Source organism: Virgibacillus sp. MG-45 (assembly GCF_036409425.1).
Lineage (GTDB): Bacteria > Bacillota > Bacilli > Bacillales > Amphibacillaceae > LDC-1.
This window is the reverse complement of the sequence record NZ_JAXOFU010000002.1, coordinates 285361-302416: the sequence shown is the minus strand read 5'-3', so window position 1 is coordinate 302416 and position 17056 is coordinate 285361. Positions and strand designations below refer to the sequence as shown.

The window sequence follows — 17056 nt, the reverse complement described above, 5'->3', positions numbered from 1 at the left end:
CTGGATAACTGTGGGGGTGAAGCAATTGAGATGTGCAAATTGCCATAATAAAAATTCTAAGGTTTTGGATTCACGCCCTATTGAAGAAGGACGTGCCATTCGAAGAAGACGAGAATGCGAGGAATGTGGATTCCGCTTTACTACATTTGAACGTTTAGAAGAAGTACCATTAATTGTAGTTAAAAAAGAAGGTGCGCGACAAGAATTTAGTAGAGAAAAGCTTATCCGCGGTTTAATTAAAGCTTGTGAAAAACGTCCAGTTTCCATGGAAACCATTGAAACTATAGCACTTGATGTTGAGAAAGAATTGCGAAACACAGGGGCATCTGAAATAGATAGCAAGGAAATCGGGGAAATGGTAATGGAAAGATTATCAGAAGTGGATGAAGTAGCCTATGTCCGGTTTGCTTCTGTATACCGACAGTTTAAAGATTTAAGTGTATTTCTAGATGAATTAAAGGATTTAATTAATTCAGATAAAGAAAAATAAAAAAACGATTGAATTACTTTTAGATAAAGGAAGGGTTATATGAACTATATTGGTAAAATATTACCGATCGATGGGTACTATATTTGTTCAAACGGGAGTTTTCCTGTTAATTATGCCATATCATTGACCCATCTTTATCAGCCGTTAATTGGAATGCAAGCAATCATGCTCTATCAAACATTAATGCACGATGAAGCATTACAAGATGAAGCAGATGCTCAAACCCATCATACATTGATGAATTATTTAAATATCCCATTGGATGAAATATATGAAGCTAGACTTAAGCTTGAAGGAATTGGGCTTTTAAAAACGTACGAGGATAAGGATGAGAAGCAAACAACTTACATATACATGCTTCAGCCTCCGTTTGCTCCAGAACGTTTTTTTCAAGATGCTATGCTTTCACAGCTTCTATATCATCATATAGGCGAACAAAAATATACATCGTTACGACACCGCTTTTCTAAAAAAACGTTGCCTTTGTCATCAGCAAGAAACATAACAGCTTCATTTAATGATGTCTACCAAACCTACTCACCTACGATGGAAAATATTGTTCCAATTTCTAATAATGATGAAAAGCAAGGACCTGAACTTATTGAATTGGATTTTAGTTGGATAGAACAAATGCTGAAGCAACGGATGATTCCTACTAAGCGTGTATTAACCGGATATAACAAACGGATTATGCAGCAAATGATGGTTTTATATGATTTAGAGCCGATGGAGATAGAAAAATCAGTTCTATGGGCATTAACAGAGGAGAATGAACTAGATACAGAAGAATTTAAGCAAGCTTGTCATGATTTGTTTAATGGAAAAAATCATGGTTCATCTGTACAATTAATGCGAAAAATAGAGAAAAGTCGTCCTGATCAACAAGTAGAAAAGCCGACAACGAAAGAAGAACAGCTTATTCATGAGCTGGAGCATATTTCACCGAAACAGTTATTGGCTGATTTATCAAGTGGAAACCGTGCTTCAGAGCAAGATATGAAAGTGATTCGAGAAGTGATGGTAGCGCAAGGATTACCTGCGCCGGTAATGAATGTTTTGATACATTATGTTTTATTACAGTCAAATATGAAGCTCTCAAAAGCGTATTTAGAAAAAATTGCTAGTCATTGGTCAAGAGCTAACTTAACGTCAGCGAAGGAAGCAATGGCATTTGCTAAAAAAGAAAAGCAACGCTATCAGAATCAGAATGGAACAAAAACGAAACAACCGTATCGAGGACGCACATATAATACAGAGAAAAAAGAAGTTGTGCCTGATTGGTTTAAGGATCGGAAAAAGCAACAAGCCTCTCCCGTTGCTTCGAATTCGATTGATGTGGCAAAGGAAAAACAAGCGATGGCTAATTTCCTAGAAAAGTTTGCTAGAGAGCAAAATAAATAATTTTTTTAAGGGTGAATGTGATGGAACCAGTCCAATCAGCACTTAAAAAGTGGATGCAATCAAATGGTAATTTTAAGGAAAACTATGAAAAAATAAAGCAAGAGGTGCTACAGGATCCTGAAATTAAGGCATTTCTTTCTACATATCCCGACCTTACACGACGAGAGATAGATAAAAATCTAATTAAGCTGTATGAATATAAAACACAGACAAAACAATGTAAAGATTGTTCTTCCTTAGGCTCGTGTAAAAATATGTTAAAAGGATATTCACCTGTTTTGGACGTATTGAATAATGAAATTCATTTGTCCTATGAAAAGTGCCATCACCGGGTTGTATATGAGAAAGAAATTAATCAGCAAAAGCTTATTCAGAGCTTGTATATGCCAAAGGATATTTTGGAGGCAAATTATAATCAAATTGACGAGGATCCAAATCGAAGTGCGGCAATAGTAGAGATTAATAAATTTATGATGCAGGCAAAGGATGGTATTCCACAAAAAGGCCTTTATTTTTACGGGCCGTTTGGTGTCGGAAAATCCTATTTCTTAGGTGCTGTGGCTAATTTGCTTAAAACGTTTCACATTTCATCTATGATGATCTATATGCCAGAGCTAGCTAGAGAGATGAAAGCCTCTTTAAAGGACGATTCTTTAAATAGAAAAATTGATCTTTTTAAAAAAATAGATGTACTTATGTTGGATGATATCGGTGCTGAAATGCAATCTGCTTGGTTCCGCGATGAAATACTTGGTTCTATTTTACAATATCGAATGATGGAACGACTCCCTGTATTTTTTACAGCTAATTATAGTATGGAGCAGCTAGAGGAACTTCTATCAACAACAAGGAATGGGATTGAAACAGTAAAGGCTGGAAGGATAATTGAACGCATTCGTCAAGTTAGTACAGAAGTTCCTGTATTCGGAAAGAACCGACGATCTTAATAATAAAGACTAGAGTTGAAATTTTCTCTAGTCTTTTTTGGTGGCCATTAGAAAAGGATAGGAAATTACTATTCACTAGCTTTGGCGAATGGATACAAAGTGGAAAGAAAGAAAACTATAATTGCTAGTTTTAGCAGACCATACATTTTTTTAAGACCATGTCCATATAATGTAACAGTTTGGTTTGGATGAGGGTGATGTAGGTTTGCTGGAGCTTTATTTTGAGTCAAATGAAGAGGTTATAAGCTTTTGTGAGTATTTATTTCATTATAGTAAGCGGATTGAATTGCATTGGAAAACCGACGAAGATTGGGGGAATCGACTGCAAATTGCGTATCAATTAACCGAGCATGAAATGGTAAATGCAATCGCAAAGGCAATGACAGATGTATTTGTAGAACATCGTTTAACAAAATTGATTAACACGATTATTACAGATTGTTATTATTATTCAGATGCAATTGAAATTGAACGAATAATGGATTTAACACAATGGATTTTTTCTGGTGAAGATATTGATCGGAAGTGGATGCAAGATGAGAAAGATTCCAAACGCTTGCTGTTGTCCCTATTTATTGCCAATATAAAAAATAATACTACTGTTCATTATGATTCCATTGTTAATTTTCGACTTCGTGCTTTTCGTGATCAATTAATTCATTTGGTCGGTGTAGCAATTGATGAATTTAAACGAGAGGAGGAGCATCAAGAATTTATTAACACACTTCGTGAATATATTTTAAAAAAAGAAACACGCTATCCAATAATACATGTTTTACAAGGAAGTTCATTTCTATTTTTTAAAAAGGATGGAAAACGTTTTTCAGAAAATGAGCTCCGATCCATTATGAAGAAGGAGCCATTATACATTGTTGGTTTGGATGGAGACGAATTTAATTTAGCGCCATTAATAGCACTTTCTCCTAATAAAATTAAAATCTATGGAGACCATCCATCAGAACCGAAAACAATGACCGTTATTAATGTTTTTCAGGAAAAAGTCGAATTTGTACCATATCATGATTTTCCATTCCCAATTCAATTGAAAAATCAATAAATATACCTTGATTTTAAAGCGTGTTCAGGCTATAATAAATTTTATATTTCATTGTAAATGAAAAACAAGTAATGATGAGGACGAAATCGTTTGGTCTCTGCGTAGTTTAGAGACGGAAGTCAAGGCTGAAAGCTTCCGCTACCCAGCAAATGATTACCACCTCTGAACTCTACTGTTGAACGAAAGAGTAAATAGTAGCGTCATCTCTGCGTTAAGGAGATAAAGCCGTAAGCATCGAAAGCTGTTTGCGGGAAATAGGGTGGAACCACGTGACCAACGCTCGTCCCTTTGCTTTAAGCAGAGGGATGGGCGTTTTTTAATTTTTATGCTTTTCTCTGTTTATGAAAGGAATACGAATAGATCAAAAAATAAGAAGGAGTGTAGAACATGGCAGAAATTAAACTCATATTTCCAGATGGTGCAGAAAAGCAGTATCCACAAGGAATTACTGGAGAAGAGGTAGCAGCATCTATTTCCCCAGGACTAAAAAAACAAGCCCTGGCTATCAAGTTAGACGGGCAGCTTGTTGACTTACGAAGAAAGCTAGACAAGGGTGGAAAGCTAGAAATTATTACGTATAAGGATGAGGAAGGCATTGAAGTAATGCGGCACTCTACTGCCCATTTATTAGCGCAAGCGATTCGTCGTTTATACAAAGAGGTGAATTTTGGAGTAGGTCCTGTAATAGAAGAAGGATTTTATTATGACATGGATATGCAGCATTCCATTACTCCAGAGGACCTACCAAAGATTGAAAAAGAGATGAAGCGGATTATTGATGAAAATCTTGAAATTGAACGGATTGAGGTATCCCGTGAAGTAGCAAAGCAAATGTTTCAAGATATTGAAGATCCGCTCAAGCTTGAATTAATCGATGCTATTCCAGAAGATGAACAGGTAACTATTTATAAGCAAGGAGAGTTTTTTGACCTTTGTCGTGGTGTCCATGTGCCATCAACCAGTAAAATTAAAGCATTTAAGTTATTAAGCATATCTGGTGCATACTGGCGTGGGGATAGTAATAATAAACAACTGCAACGAATCTACGGAACAGCGTTTGAAAAGCCAAGTCAGGTAGATGAGTATTTGCGTATATTAGAAGAACGGAAGGAACGCGATCACCGTAAGCTTGGGAAAGAATTGGAAATCTTTACGGTAAATCAAAAGGTTGGCCAAGGGCTACCAATGTGGCTTCCGAAAGGAGCAACCATTCGTCGTATTATAGAACGCTATATTGTCGATTTGGAAGAACGATTAGGCTATGATCACGTGTATACTCCTGTATTAGGCAGTGTGGAGCTGTATAAAACAAGTGGCCATTGGGATCATTATCAAGACGATATGTTCCCTGAAATGCAAATGGATAACGAGGACCTTGTGCTAAGACCCATGAACTGTCCACATCATATGATGGTGTATAAAAATCAACTGCATAGCTATCGAGAATTGCCTATTCGCATAGCTGAATTAGGAATGATGCACCGTTATGAGATGTCTGGTGCTTTAGCAGGCTTACAACGTGTGCGTGCGATGACATTGAATGATGCGCACATATTTGCTCGTCCAGATCAAATGAAGGAAGAATTTATTCGCGTTGTAAACCTTGTTCAGCATGTTTATAAGGATTTTGGCATTAAGGATTATTACTTCCGTCTTTCCTATCGTGACCCGAATGATAAAGAAAAATATATTGATAATGATGAAATGTGGGAAAAAGCACAAGCAATGTTAAAGGAAACAATGGAAGAAATGAACCTACCATATGTGGAAGCAGAAGGAGAGGCTGCATTCTATGGACCTAAGCTTGATGTCCAAGTAAAAACAGCGTTAGGAAAAGATGAGACACTTTCTACTGTTCAGCTTGATTATCAGTTGCCAGAACGGTTTGATTTAACGTATATTGGCGAGGATGGTAAAGAGCATCGCCCGGTTGTTATTCATCGCGGAGTTGTCTCAACGATGGAACGCTTTGTTGCCTTTTTACTTGAAGAGTACAAAGGTGCATTTCCGACTTGGCTTGCACCTGTGCAAGTAAAAGTTATTCCTGTTTCACCTCAAATTCATTTAGATTATGCAAAAGAGGTAGCAGAAAAGCTTCAATTCCAAGGAATTCGAGTTAGTGTCGACGAACGAGATGAAAAAATCGGCTATAAAATTCGCGAAGCACAAACAGAAAAAATACCTTTTTCTTTAGTTGTTGGTGATAACGAAATGCAGGATAAGTCAGTAAATGCGAGAAGATATGGTGAAAAGCAATCTGATACAATGGCATATCATGCTTTTGAGGATTTGATTGTGGAAGAAATAGAAAAGCGTACGTTAAGAAAATAGTTCTGAAAAGATTAGAACAGTACAATGAATTTCTAAAGCGCAGTTGACGAAGCAGAATTCGTATGCTATGATGTATAAGTTGAATAAATTATATAAGATCTGAGACAAGTAGAAGCACCCGCTTCTCACCTGTTCAACGCATGTTGCTGTTGACTGGTTTTATTTTCTTTAACATATACAATTATGGAGAAGTGTGGGTGCAATTTTGTACCTGCACTTTTTTACTTGTCATAGGATCGGTGTTAATTATTATTTGGAGGTGGCTGGCTATTAGCAAAGATATGAATGTCAATGACAAAATACGTGCTCGGGAAGTACGTCTAATCGACTCAAATGGTGATCAGCTTGGCGTGAAATCTCGTCAGGATGCACTGGAGATTGCACAAAAACGGAATCTTGATCTCGTTTTAGTTGCTCCGACTGCAAAACCACCTGTTTGTCGAATCATGGACTATGGAAAGTTTCGTTATGAGCAACAGAAGAAAGACAAAGAAGCTCGTAAAAAACAAAAAATTATTAATGTAAAAGAAGTACGATTTACACCAGGTATTGGTGAACATGATTTCAATACGAAATTGAAAAATGCTCGTAAGTTCCTTGAAAAGGGAGATAAGGTAAAAGCAGCAGTTCGTTTCCGTGGACGCGCGATTACGCATAAAGAGCTTGGACAGGAAGTATTGGATCGTTTAGCAGAAGAAGTAAAAGATATCGCAACTGTTGAGTCAAAGGCAAAAATGGAAGGCCGTAATATGTTTATTATGTTGGCTCCTATAGTTGAAAAATAATTTAATGTTTTAATGAGGAGGAAAACAATATGCCAAAAATGAAAACCCATAAAGGGTCTCAAAAACGCTTTAAAAAGACAGGTTCAGGAAAACTAAAACGTTCACACGCATATACAAGTCATATGTTTGCTCATAAATCTCAAAAGCAAAAGCGCAAGCTTCGTAAAGCGTCTATCGTATCTTCAGGAGATTTCAAACGTATTAAAACAATGCTTCCATACAAGTAAGCACTAATTCAATGAAAAAAACATTAATGATACAGATTGTAATTTAGGAGGGAATTATTATGCCACGTGTTAAAGGTGGAACAGTTACACGTCAACGTCGTAAACGTGTATTAAAACTTGCAAAAGGTTATTATGGTTCAAAAAGAACGTTATTTAAAACAGCAAAACAACAAGTAATTAAATCAGGTCAGTATGCATATCGTGACCGCAAACAGAAAAAACGTGAATTCCGTAAGCTTTGGATTGCGCGTATTAATGCGGCAGCACGTATGAATGACCTTTCTTATAATAAGCTTATGCACGGTTTAAAGCTAGCAGGAATTGAAATCAATCGTAAAATGCTTTCAGATCTTGCAATTCATGATGAAAAAGCATTTTCTCAATTAGCAGAAAAAGCAAAAGCAGCACTTAAATAATGACAATGTGGGGCCAAATCTGGAGAAAATAACAGGTTTGGCTTTTCTAGTTTTTTGACAGGGGAGAACTGACTATGACAACAATTATAATTTTGTATTATCTTAGTTTGAATGTTTTAGGATTTGTTTTAATGGGAGTAGATAAGGAAAAAGCGAAAAAGCATAAATGGCGGATTCCAGAACAACAATTGTTAACACTTGTTTTATTAGGTGGAGGTGTTGGGGTATGGAGTGGGATGCGTTTCTTTCATCACAAAACAAGACACACGAAGTTTACGATTGGCATACCGTTTCTTCTTCTCATCCATATCGGTGTTGTTATTTATATGAGTCGTGTCTTATAATTATGAAGAATATAGTAACCTAAATAGCTGTCATAATCGCTCGTCTTCTGTCATATAGGTGTATAGGAGGAGGTGTGAAGTGAACGACTTCATATAGAGGGAGGAGCATCATGGAACTGTTTCGCAATTATATGATGGCTTTTTTGGAAACCGGCGGATTGTTTGCACCTATTCTATTTATTAGCTTTCACCTGCTTCGACCGTTATTTTTCTTGCCAGTTGTTTTTATTTGTGTATCAGGGGGGATATTGTTTGGTGCGATAGCAGGAACCTTTTATTCATTGATTGGAATAACCCTTTCAAGTATTTTATTTTATATAATCGTTCAGCGAATGCCAGGAACATCCCAAAAACTGCTTGTTTTACGAAGAAAATTAATTGGCAAACACGCCGAATTAACAACATCCCAAATTGCTTTATTGCGGTTAATTCCGTTTATACATTTTCATTTACTTTCATTATGTTTAATTGAAATAACTGCTAGCTTCAAAGAGTATACAAAATTCTCTTTCCTATCAAATATACCACTGGCATTCATCTATACTTCTTTAGGTCAATGGCTATCGAATTTGTCTCCTCTTTATATTGTCTCCGTATTAATGGCATTGTTACCACTTATATATTTGCTCCGTCGAAAAGAAATCAGCATTAAATGGAGAGAGTTTTTTGAAGCAACAACTTAAAAAAACGCATCTCAATATAGGGAAGTAGTTCCAATATCGTGGAGAAAATCTAAAAACGTAATCCAAATAACATATGATTACGTAGCATAAATAGTTAGGCAAAAAAGAATACAAATAGCAAACAAGAAGCTTGAGGGAATTTTTATAGCTCTCAAGCTTTTTCATCTTTAATATAATGTACTTGTAAAACGGAAGCCCCTTTAGTTAAATTCGGATAGTTCCGAAAAGAACACCCTCACTTCCTCTGGTAATTCCTCTACCGCAAGGATTTTTAGTCGCTCCGTTCCTGGAGTAGTCATCACTACATAGGACTTACCCCTATAATCAAATATCGTAAACTGCCCTATCCAATCTGCGGAGTTATTTTGAATATAATGAAAGTCTTCTTCTGTAAAATTATCCTCATACCCATCTAACATATGTTTTTGTACTTCCTCAAAACTTTCTGCGAATGTCAATTCTTGATACAGTTCCAGTGAGTCCTTAGGTGTAAATAAATATACGTAGTACAATGAACCTCCAACTATTATTAAGACGAATGCTATGAAGGTAATCCATTTTTTAAGCGTCTTTTTCTCCCCCTTTTCCTCTTCAGCTAACTTGCCCGATAGTTGAAGAACTAATTTTTCTTAATTTAACTATATTTTACTATGTAATCAAATAAAGCCCTTGAAGTTTTTGGATAAAAATTCTATGCCAAATAACAAGTAAAATGACACCCTCTAGCGCATGTTAACATTATCCATTGTCAATATGCTTTTAGGGGTGCTAGTTATAGTGTTATCTTTGGATTTTTTCACTTGAAATGTTGATGTATCAACATAAATAGGTCTGCTATTTATTATGGGACAAGCTATTCGAATTCACATGCTATTTACTGTGCTTCTCCACAAATACGGAACTACTCACAATAAAGGGATGCGTCTTTTTTATTGACAAAAGTGAACATAGTTACTGCTCTTTTTCAATTTGTTTTAACAATAGTTGATTAATTGGATGTTTCCAATTAATCTTTGCGAAAGGATAGCGAATTAATAGCTCTTCTTCCAAAAAGTACAGATCCTCACGTGTTAATCCTTTTAATTGTAGTGGATTGTTAACAATGACTTGAATATTTACGACTTCAAATGAATTTTCTGTTGTGCCTAAATATTTTTCACCTTCAAATAAGCACCCTTTATAAACAAAGTGAAGATTCTTTTTACTGTTTGTTGGATCATCTAGCAAAAAGAATTCATTTGTACTTTGCGCTATGTGCAACCGCCTCTTCGGATTACGATAATATTGAATTCCCGTATAAATTAATATGAGAAGTGATATGATTATTAGAATACGAAATAACACAACCACTATCATTTTCACACGTCTCCTTGCTGCAAGTTAGTACTCTTTATACGTATCAAAGCAAATAGAGGTTTCACTTTTATAAAAAAACAATGGTAAAATGATATTATGTGCATAGAAAAATAGATTAAAGGGAAGACGTTTGCTTTGAAAGCAGCATACGATCTAGAATAATGCAGCTTACAAGAAAAGGGGATAGACATGGAATATAATGTAAAAATTAATTTAGTACATGAAGATGCAAAGCTACCATATCGAGCAAATGAAGGGGACGCTGGTTTAGATTTATTTTCAATCGAAGAGAAAATAATCAAAGCAGGAGAGGTCGAGTTAGTAAATACAGGAATACAAATCGAATTACCAAAAGGGACAGAAGCGCAAATTAGACCACGAAGCGGATTAGCATTAAAACATTCAATAACTGTTCTAAATAGTCCGGGCACTATTGATGAAGGATATCGCGGTGAAATAAAAATTATCTTAATCAACCATGGAAAAACGGATTTTAAAGTAACAAAGCATATGCGAATTGCACAAATGATAATCGCCCCCGTCTTAAAAGTGAATTTGATACAATCAGATGGCTTGTCTAAAACGGATAGAGGAATAGGCGGCTTCGGTTCATCTGGAAAATAACGTTTATGAATAATAGAAATCGTAAACGATTATAATAGCATGTTCACTTGTTTAGAATAGTAATAGCTAGTCAAAAACAATTAAATACTTTGTGAATCGAAATAAAACAGCTATAATATTAATCATAGAATGAAAAGGAGGTCATCATACATATGGCTAAATTAGATGAAACATTAACAATGCTGAAAGATTTAACGGATGCAAAAGGGATTTCTGGAAATGAGCAGGAAGCAAGAAAGGTGATGGATCACTATATTCGTCCTTATGCAGACGAAGTGTATACCGACAATCTTGGGAGTCTTGTAGCGAAAAAGACTGGAAAAGAAGATGGCCCTAAGATTATGGTGGCCGGGCATTTAGATGAAATTGGTTTCATGGTGACACGGATTGACGATAAAGGCTTTATTTATTTTCAAACTATTGGCGGCTGGTGGAGCCAGGTGATGCTTGCACAACGTGTAACTATCATGACGAGTGAGGGAGATGTCACTGGAGTGATTGGCTCGAAGCCACCTCATATTTTATCCGCAGAAGCACGTAAAAAGCCAGTAGACATTAAAGATATGTTTATTGATATTGGAGCTTCAAGTAAAGAGGAAGCAGCGGAGTTTGGTGTGAAGCCTGGTGATTCAATTGTTCCATATTTTGAATTCACACAAATGAAAAATGAAAAAATGCTATTAGCTAAGGCATGGGATAATCGAATCGGCTGTGCAATAGCTATTGAAGTATTAAAACAATTAAAGGACGCTGACCACCCGAATATCGTCTATGGTGTAGGAACCATTCAAGAAGAGGTTGGTCTCCGTGGGGCACGTACGTCCGCTCATTTAATTCAACCAGACATTGGCTTTGGTGTAGATGTAGGCATAGCAGGAGATACACCAGGAATATCTGATCATGAGGCTGACTCAAAGCTTGGAAAGGGACCACAGCTCGTTCTTTATGATGCTTCGATGATCTCACATAAAGGCTTACGTGATCTTGTCGTTGAAACAGCAGATAAGCATGATATTCCATACCAATACACATCCATTGCTGGTGGTGGCACGGATTCTGGTTCCATTCATTTAACAGCAAACGGCGTTCCATCCTTATCTATTACGATTGCAACAAGGTATATTCATTCTCATGCCGCTATTTTGCATCGTGATGATTTTGAAAATGCGGTGAAGTTGATTGTAGAAGTGATTAAGCAGCTCGATCATGATAAAGTGAAAGAAATAATTTTAGCTTAATTTTAAGCGACTAACTTTTTTAAAATATATTAGAGGATAATATGTTTCGGTCTCGGACATATTATCCTTTTTTATTATTGAAAATATTAAGAAATCAATGTAAAATAAAAAAAGAACATATGATCGCTGCATCTGGAAATAAATCGAAGTCGGAGGTGAAAAAAGGTTATTGAGTAAAAGCAAATGTTGATTGTTATGCTTACTCTAATAATAAGGAGGAGAACAGCCAATGATTTATAAAGTTGGTCAGATTATGTTGTATGTGAAAAACCAAGATGAGGCCGTTCGTTTTTGGACTGAGAAACTAGGATTTAGTGTAATTGCGGAAGAAAATAATAGTCAAGGAATGAGGTGGATTGAAATTGCCCCTTCGGAAAATGCAGAAACAACAATTATCCTTCATAACAAAGAAATGGTTGCTAAAATGTCACCAGGCTTAAATCTTGATACACCTTCCTTGATGTTTTTCTCAGAAGATATTGAACAGATGCGGAACGAATTAATCGGTAAACATATTACAGTAGGTGATATAGTAAATATGCCTTCAGGAAGAGTTTTTAATTTTGCAGATGATGAAGAAAACTATTTTGCTGTTATGGAACGAAGGTAAAAGCAATTAAAGAAGTGAAATATATCCCATTATTATGAAGGAAGAGGTGAGTCATTGTGTCTACGAAGGGAAAACAAAGAAGAATAATTTTGGATTTAGCAGTGACTTTGGATGGCTTCGTTGAAGGAAAGAACGGAGAAGTTGATTGGTGTATTATGGATTCAGAAATGGAATTCACTAATTTTTTAAATCAAATTGATACTATTTTTTATGGGCGAAAAAGCTATGATTTATGGGGAAATTATGCAGCGGAAAATAATGATTCAGAAAAAGAAATGTGGGAAATAATTCAGAGAAAAGAAAAATATGTATTTTCAAAAACTAGAAAAGGCCTCGATAATAACGCAGTTTATATAAATAATAATATTGTCGAAGAAGTAAATAAGTTGAAAAAGAAGCCTGGGAAAGACATCTGGCTCTATGGAGGATCAAGTCTTATAACTACTTTTGTGAATTTGGGACTTGTTGATGAGTTTAGATTATCGATTCATCCAATTATATTAGGAGAAGGAAAACTTTTGTTTAATGATATAAAAAAGAGTTCACATCTCAAGCTGATAAAGTCCCGAACATTTTCTTCTGGAGTTGTTCAGTTAATCTATCATGTAAATGCGAATTAATTGTAAAAAATACGATTACATTTTCTGAGAAGGAAAGATGAGTTGATAGTATAAAGGAGATTACATATCATGTCATGTAATCTCCTTCCTTTAGTTATCCTAATGATCTTGATAGGTTTTTGTAAACCGTATGATATTACGCAAGATAATTTTTCATTACCTTAGATACATAGTTCTTCGTTTCAGAGAAAGGGGGAACACCCTGATATTTGTCGACATTTCCTGGACCGGCATTATAAGCTGCTAATGCAAGTTCAAGATTACCGTTATATTTTTGAAGCATTTGACTTAAATACTTCGTTCCTCCTTCAATATTTTGAATAGGATCGAATGGATTATGTACACCAAGCCCACGTGCAGTGTTTGGCATAAGCTGCATCATACCAATTGCACCCGCACTACTTTTTGCAGAAGGATTGTAATTTGACTCCATTTTTATAACCGCGTGAATAAGGCGGTCATCCACACCATATTTATGAGCGATTGCTTGAATAGAGGAATCTAATTCTTCATTTGAACTAGATAGCATCTTACTTGACGATACATTCGTTGCATAATCTAGCACCGAAGTAGTTCTGTTTCTAGTGTAAGGCTGCATTGATAGTCCATTTAACGATTCCGCTTCGTTAATTTTATCCTGTAGCAATTGTTTAAATGCTAAATCCACCATCGGTGAATACGATGAGAAAGATTTGGTGCTTGAATTCGATGTTAATAAGCTCATCGCCTGCATTTGCATGAATTGCTGCATGTATCGTATATCCATTCCTTAATCACTCCTTCAGCCTACCTAAGTATATTCTACTATAAATATAGATTCTAGCAATTGTTTTTTTTGATAGCTTATATTAATACAAGGGGTTAGGTTAGTAAAAGACAGCTCTTTCCCTCTCGAATTAATAGGTCATGATAAAATTGATCCTCACCAATACAAATAACACGATCACATAAATGGATAATTTCATCCATATCATGAGAGGTATATAAAATTATCTTGTTGTTTTCCTTTGCTTCTTTTTGAAGATAAGCTCCGATTTCTTTGCGTGATTTTAAATCAATTCCTACTGTCGGCTCGTCTAACAATAGAAGTTTAGGATCATGAATCATACTAATGGCCAGGTTTAACTTTCGTTTCATACCACCAGACAAGGTGGAAACTTTTTCTTCCCATTTATCTAACTTCATCTGTGCACAAAGGCTTTGTAACGCAGCTGTTGATTTCTTTGTCCATGATAGTTTTTCAAAAAAGCGCATGTTTTCAGCAACTGTAAAATGTTCCCAAAGAACGATATCCTGCGGAACAAAACCGATTCGCTTTCTTACTTCCTTCAACTGTTTTGTGTATGATTTTCCTTCTAACGTGATGGATCCCGCATCTGGTAAATCTAATGTCGCCAATAGCTTTAGCAAAGTCGATTTACCAGCCCCATTTTCACCAACGAGTCCAATAATTTCTCCATCCACTGCAGAGAATGTGAGCTGATTGAGGACGGTATTTCTTCCAAAACGTTTATGAATGCCATTTACTTGGAGCATTGCTGTTCTCCTTTCGTATGTACCATAGTGCAATGATGAATAAAAATAGTGCTAGCCAGTTCCAAATCGGTTTATTATGAAGTAAATAGGTTATCGGATGGTATGTATAGACCCAACCCATAGAATTTGGAAATAGATCAGTAGGTAGGATTACACCACTTGTAATAGCGAATAATAAAACAATTGCCAATCCAGTTCCATAAAGTGTATATATATTTTTAACACATAATGCAATAATAAAAGATCCAGCTACCGTCATCCATCGAAAGGTTATGATGGAAAGGAATAACTCGGTTGAAATGGAGGAATCGTATATTCGTTGCAGTATGACAAAGGATAGACTGTCAATAATAAGAAAGAGCAACAAGTATAGAAAGGCATTGCCGAGTAAATACGCAGAAAAAGATATCCGCATAAAAGCAAATCTACTCGTTAGCTTTTTTTCACGTTCCTTCACCATCCAATCAAACAAGAAAAACGTACTTAGAATCAGGAACAGACCCCAGATTCCCCAAGGATTTGGATCCCAAAGCCTTGAGCTTGATCCTTGTTTTTTCGTTTCCCCGAAAAAAGAAAAGGTAGATGTTAATAAATCTTCTTCTTTTTGAATCTCCTTGCTCTTAGAAGTAATCTCTTCCCAGCTCCACCTTTTTTCATAAGGGGGATATTTCTCAGCTAATCTCATTACATAGAATGCAGCCTTTGATCTACCTGTTTCTTGTTGTACCAATGATACAACCATTTCTTTGATAGGAGAATATGCAAAGGAAAGGTCGGATCGATAGGCCGTAATGACGTTTTTTCGGTTTCCTTTTTGAATTTGTTCGCCATAGTCTTCTTCAATAACAAATACACTATCTAGATCATGAGCCTCCAGCTGCTTTAAGGCATCTTTTTCTTGAAGAATTTGAACTTGAACAAAGGGGGAGGCAGCAATATCTGAGTATAACTGTTGAGCGAACGGACTATCATCGTGTAGGACAAGTCCTATTGGGATTTGGGCATCCTCTTGAAAAGCGTGAGCTGCCTGAATAATAATTATCGTTCCAAAGAGTGGAAGGAATAACCAAAATAATAGGCTAATCAGTTGCTTTTTCCAATGGAGCCATCTTGTTATCCATATAGATTTCATTAAGATACTCGCTCCTTCCATATCGAAGCTGCAATCAACATACAAGTAGAAACAATGAGCGTTAATAGGAGAGGCTGCCAGACTACACTTATCCGATCATTCAAGACAATTTCTTGTAGCCAATAAAAAGCGTGCTTTGCATATATCCCTTCAATAACAGCTTGGAATTGTATAGGAAAATAAATGGTTGGAATGATAGCACCACTAAAAAACAAGGAAAAGGTGATGAACATGATTTGCAGTAAGATCCGAAATTTTGCAGAACGAATAAGCAGCTCAATTAATGCTAACAGTTTTAGAGCAATCAGAATGTATAGAAATATTATTCCAGAAATCCGGATGTAATCGTTCACCACTAGGTCTAACTTTAAAAAATAATGAATGAAAAAAAGCGATAAACTAAAAAGAATCATTACCGTACCAATTGTAACGATAATTCGTGCTATTACTTGCTGTATTTGAGTAACACCATAGAGCTTCATTCGTTGCCTTAAAAGAACGCTTCCTTCTTGATATAGCAGATTAAAAAGGGAGAAGGTCCACACCGTTAGGGTAATAAACCAGCTAGCCATACTAAAATACAACACGGGGGAAGAAGTAGTTTGATTTATTATCGTTTCTTCAGATACGACACTATCCTTTCCCATCGCATAGAAAACAAATTCTTTAAATTGTTCAAAAAGAAGTGTGTCACGTTCATCCTTTGGCATCCCTAATTCGCGTGCATAATAGTTAATCGTTAAAATATTAGCTTGTGATGCTGTTATGTGTCTCGTAACACTATCAATTAATGATTTTATAAGCTGACTATTTGTCGGCTGTTGCGGATTCCCTAATACGTGAATCTTGACTTTGTCTCCTTCGTAAAGATTTTGCACAAAGTTCTCTGGAAAAACAATGCTTGCACTGAGCGTGTTCTGTGTTAATTGTTCATTGGATTCCAGAGCATCCATGCTTTCTATATCTAAGTAACTTCCTAATTGTGATGCACTTTCAATTAATTGCACAACCATTTTTGTTTCTTTCGATTGGTCTAAGTCAACCAATCCGACACGGATTGGTTCTTTTTCTTGGGGAGAAAAAAAAGTGGCAATGATTAACGTTCCCATCGCAATAAGGAGGATGGGAAAAAGCAAAATAAGAGGAAGTGAGAGCCACTTCCTCTGTAATTGCATGCTATATTGCTTCACAAATAAAATAAGATGTTTGATAAAAACCATGCAACCACTCATTTCTTGCCGTTCAAATTTAAAGATTGA

General features: G+C 35.9%; 19 protein-coding genes, 1 pseudogene and 2 other annotated features. Of the genes and pseudogenes, 14 read left to right on the top strand and 6 right to left on the bottom strand.

Annotated features, from left to right (window positions below; translation table 11 throughout):
- The first annotated feature begins 25 nt into the window (after nt 1–25).
- The 10 genes from nrdR (at nt 26) to SPK86_RS03700 (ending at nt 8681) form a co-directional block, all read left to right on the top strand.
- Complete coding sequence (gene nrdR / locus SPK86_RS03745; RefSeq protein WP_284139804.1) at nt 26–490, top strand: transcriptional regulator NrdR; 465 nt, start codon at nt 26–28, stop codon at nt 488–490.
- 39 nt (nt 491–529) lie between these two features.
- Entirely contained in the window at nt 530–1891 is a 1362-nt protein-coding gene (locus tag SPK86_RS03740) for a replication initiation and membrane attachment family protein (RefSeq protein ID WP_284139803.1), read from the top strand.
- Between the two features lie 20 nt (nt 1892–1911).
- Nucleotides 1912–2838 (top strand): primosomal protein DnaI, encoded by a 927-nt coding sequence (gene dnaI, locus SPK86_RS03735; RefSeq protein ID WP_330948679.1) that lies wholly within the window; start codon nt 1912–1914, stop codon nt 2836–2838.
- Between the two features lie 205 nt (nt 2839–3043).
- Nucleotides 3044–3895, top strand: coding sequence for a putative sporulation protein YtxC (ytxC, locus tag SPK86_RS03730; protein WP_284139801.1), 852 nt, complete (start codon nt 3044–3046; stop codon nt 3893–3895).
- 62 nt (nt 3896–3957) lie between these two features.
- Nucleotides 3958–4186: a binding site (T-box leader), on the top strand.
- Between the two features lie 96 nt (nt 4187–4282).
- On the top strand, nt 4283–6226 hold the full coding sequence (gene thrS / locus SPK86_RS03725) for a threonine--tRNA ligase (protein WP_330948678.1): 1944 nt from the start codon (nt 4283–4285) through the stop codon (nt 6224–6226).
- Nucleotides 6227–6326: 100 nt separating this feature from the next.
- Nucleotides 6327–6455: a sequence feature (ribosomal protein L20 leader region), on the top strand.
- 52 nt (nt 6456–6507) lie between these two features.
- Nucleotides 6508–7011 (top strand): translation initiation factor IF-3, encoded by a 504-nt coding sequence (gene infC / locus SPK86_RS03720; protein ID WP_284139890.1) that lies wholly within the window; start codon nt 6508–6510, stop codon nt 7009–7011.
- 29 nt (nt 7012–7040) lie between these two features.
- Nucleotides 7041–7238: a 50S ribosomal protein L35 gene (gene rpmI, locus SPK86_RS03715; RefSeq protein ID WP_284139799.1), complete on the top strand. Its 198-nt coding sequence runs from the start codon at nt 7041–7043 to the stop codon at nt 7236–7238.
- Between the two features lie 59 nt (nt 7239–7297).
- Nucleotides 7298–7654 carry a 50S ribosomal protein L20 gene (gene rplT, locus SPK86_RS03710; RefSeq protein ID WP_284139798.1) on the top strand — a complete coding sequence of 119 codons (357 nt, stop codon included), beginning with the start codon at nt 7298–7300 and terminating at the stop codon, nt 7652–7654.
- Between the two features lie 74 nt (nt 7655–7728).
- Entirely contained in the window at nt 7729–7998 is a 270-nt protein-coding gene (locus tag SPK86_RS03705) for a DUF1294 domain-containing protein (protein ID WP_284139797.1), read from the top strand.
- Nucleotides 7999–8108: 110 nt separating this feature from the next.
- Nucleotides 8109–8681, top strand: a complete 573-nt coding sequence (locus tag SPK86_RS03700; RefSeq protein ID WP_284139796.1) for a TVP38/TMEM64 family protein — start codon at nt 8109–8111, stop codon at nt 8679–8681.
- A 200-nt stretch (nt 8682–8881) separates the two neighbouring features.
- Here SPK86_RS03700 and SPK86_RS03695 read toward each other — a convergent pair whose 3' ends face one another.
- Complete coding sequence (locus SPK86_RS03695) at nt 8882–9193, bottom strand: hypothetical protein (RefSeq protein WP_284139795.1); 312 nt, start codon at nt 9191–9193, stop codon at nt 8882–8884.
- 439 nt (nt 9194–9632) lie between these two features.
- Nucleotides 9633–10037 carry a sigma-w pathway protein ysdB gene (locus tag SPK86_RS03690; RefSeq protein ID WP_330948677.1) on the bottom strand — a complete coding sequence of 135 codons (405 nt, stop codon included), beginning with the start codon at nt 10035–10037 and terminating at the stop codon, nt 9633–9635.
- A 180-nt stretch (nt 10038–10217) separates the two neighbouring features.
- Here SPK86_RS03690 and dut point away from each other — a divergent pair.
- From dut to SPK86_RS03670, 4 genes and pseudogenes are all read left to right on the top strand, one after another.
- Nucleotides 10218–10661: pseudogene (gene dut / locus SPK86_RS03685) on the top strand (dUTP diphosphatase); the annotation flags it as partial.
- 152 nt (nt 10662–10813) lie between these two features.
- Nucleotides 10814–11899 carry a M42 family metallopeptidase gene (locus SPK86_RS03680; RefSeq protein WP_284139793.1) on the top strand — a complete coding sequence of 362 codons (1086 nt, stop codon included), beginning with the start codon at nt 10814–10816 and terminating at the stop codon, nt 11897–11899.
- A gap of 229 nt (nt 11900–12128) precedes the next feature.
- On the top strand, nt 12129–12509 hold the full coding sequence (locus SPK86_RS03675; RefSeq protein ID WP_284139792.1) for a VOC family protein: 381 nt from the start codon (nt 12129–12131) through the stop codon (nt 12507–12509).
- Nucleotides 12510–12565: 56 nt separating this feature from the next.
- The gene (locus SPK86_RS03670; protein WP_284139791.1) at nt 12566–13129 is read left to right on the top strand and encodes a dihydrofolate reductase family protein; all 564 of its coding nucleotides are present in this window, start codon (nt 12566–12568) and stop codon (nt 13127–13129) included.
- A gap of 136 nt (nt 13130–13265) precedes the next feature.
- On the opposite strand, the gene SPK86_RS03665 is transcribed toward SPK86_RS03670, so the two are convergent.
- The 4 genes from SPK86_RS03665 to SPK86_RS03650 all read right to left on the bottom strand — a co-directional run bounded on the left by SPK86_RS03665 (nt 13266) and on the right by SPK86_RS03650 (nt 17017).
- Nucleotides 13266–13895 (bottom strand): lytic transglycosylase domain-containing protein, encoded by a 630-nt coding sequence (locus SPK86_RS03665; RefSeq protein ID WP_284139790.1) that lies wholly within the window; start codon nt 13893–13895, stop codon nt 13266–13268.
- Nucleotides 13896–13990: 95 nt separating this feature from the next.
- Nucleotides 13991–14665 carry an ABC transporter ATP-binding protein gene (locus SPK86_RS03660; protein WP_330948676.1) on the bottom strand — a complete coding sequence of 225 codons (675 nt, stop codon included), beginning with the start codon at nt 14663–14665 and terminating at the stop codon, nt 13991–13993.
- Nucleotides 14640–15797, bottom strand: coding sequence for an ABC transporter permease (locus SPK86_RS03655; RefSeq protein ID WP_284139788.1), 1158 nt, complete (start codon nt 15795–15797; stop codon nt 14640–14642). The genes SPK86_RS03660 and SPK86_RS03655 overlap by 26 nt, the downstream gene beginning before the upstream one ends.
- Entirely contained in the window at nt 15797–17017 is a 1221-nt protein-coding gene (locus tag SPK86_RS03650) for an ABC transporter permease (protein ID WP_284139787.1), read from the bottom strand. The genes SPK86_RS03655 and SPK86_RS03650 overlap by 1 nt, the downstream gene beginning before the upstream one ends.
- Between the last annotated feature and the right edge of the window lie 39 nt (nt 17018–17056).

Bases quoted from the DNA above. Each gene is read 5' to 3' on its own strand.
- SPK86_RS03700 (WP_284139796.1), top strand. From the start codon at position 8,109: ATGGAACTGTTTCGCAATTATATGATGGCTTTTTTGGAAACCGGCGGA.
- thrS (WP_330948678.1), top strand. From the start codon at position 4,283: ATGGCAGAAATTAAACTCATATTTCCAGATGGTGCAGAAAAGCAGTAT.
- dnaI (WP_330948679.1), top strand. From the start codon at position 1,912: ATGGAACCAGTCCAATCAGCACTTAAAAAGTGGATGCAATCAAATGGT.
- rplT (WP_284139798.1), top strand. From the start codon at position 7,298: ATGCCACGTGTTAAAGGTGGAACAGTTACACGTCAACGTCGTAAACGT.
- SPK86_RS03705 (WP_284139797.1), top strand. From the start codon at position 7,729: ATGACAACAATTATAATTTTGTATTATCTTAGTTTGAATGTTTTAGGA.
- SPK86_RS03675 (WP_284139792.1), top strand. From the start codon at position 12,129: ATGATTTATAAAGTTGGTCAGATTATGTTGTATGTGAAAAACCAAGAT.
- SPK86_RS03690 (WP_330948677.1), bottom strand. From the start codon at position 10,037: ATGATAGTGGTTGTGTTATTTCGTATTCTAATAATCATATCACTTCTC.
- rpmI (WP_284139799.1), top strand. From the start codon at position 7,041: ATGCCAAAAATGAAAACCCATAAAGGGTCTCAAAAACGCTTTAAAAAG.
- SPK86_RS03740 (WP_284139803.1), top strand. From the start codon at position 530: ATGAACTATATTGGTAAAATATTACCGATCGATGGGTACTATATTTGT.
- SPK86_RS03680 (WP_284139793.1), top strand. From the start codon at position 10,814: ATGGCTAAATTAGATGAAACATTAACAATGCTGAAAGATTTAACGGAT.
- SPK86_RS03665 (WP_284139790.1), bottom strand. From the start codon at position 13,895: ATGGATATACGATACATGCAGCAATTCATGCAAATGCAGGCGATGAGC.
- SPK86_RS03655 (WP_284139788.1), bottom strand. From the start codon at position 15,797: ATGAAATCTATATGGATAACAAGATGGCTCCATTGGAAAAAGCAACTG.
- infC (WP_284139890.1), top strand. From the start codon at position 6,508: ATGAATGTCAATGACAAAATACGTGCTCGGGAAGTACGTCTAATCGAC.
- SPK86_RS03660 (WP_330948676.1), bottom strand. From the start codon at position 14,665: ATGCTCCAAGTAAATGGCATTCATAAACGTTTTGGAAGAAATACCGTC.
- SPK86_RS03650 (WP_284139787.1), bottom strand. From the start codon at position 17,017: ATGGTTTTTATCAAACATCTTATTTTATTTGTGAAGCAATATAGCATG.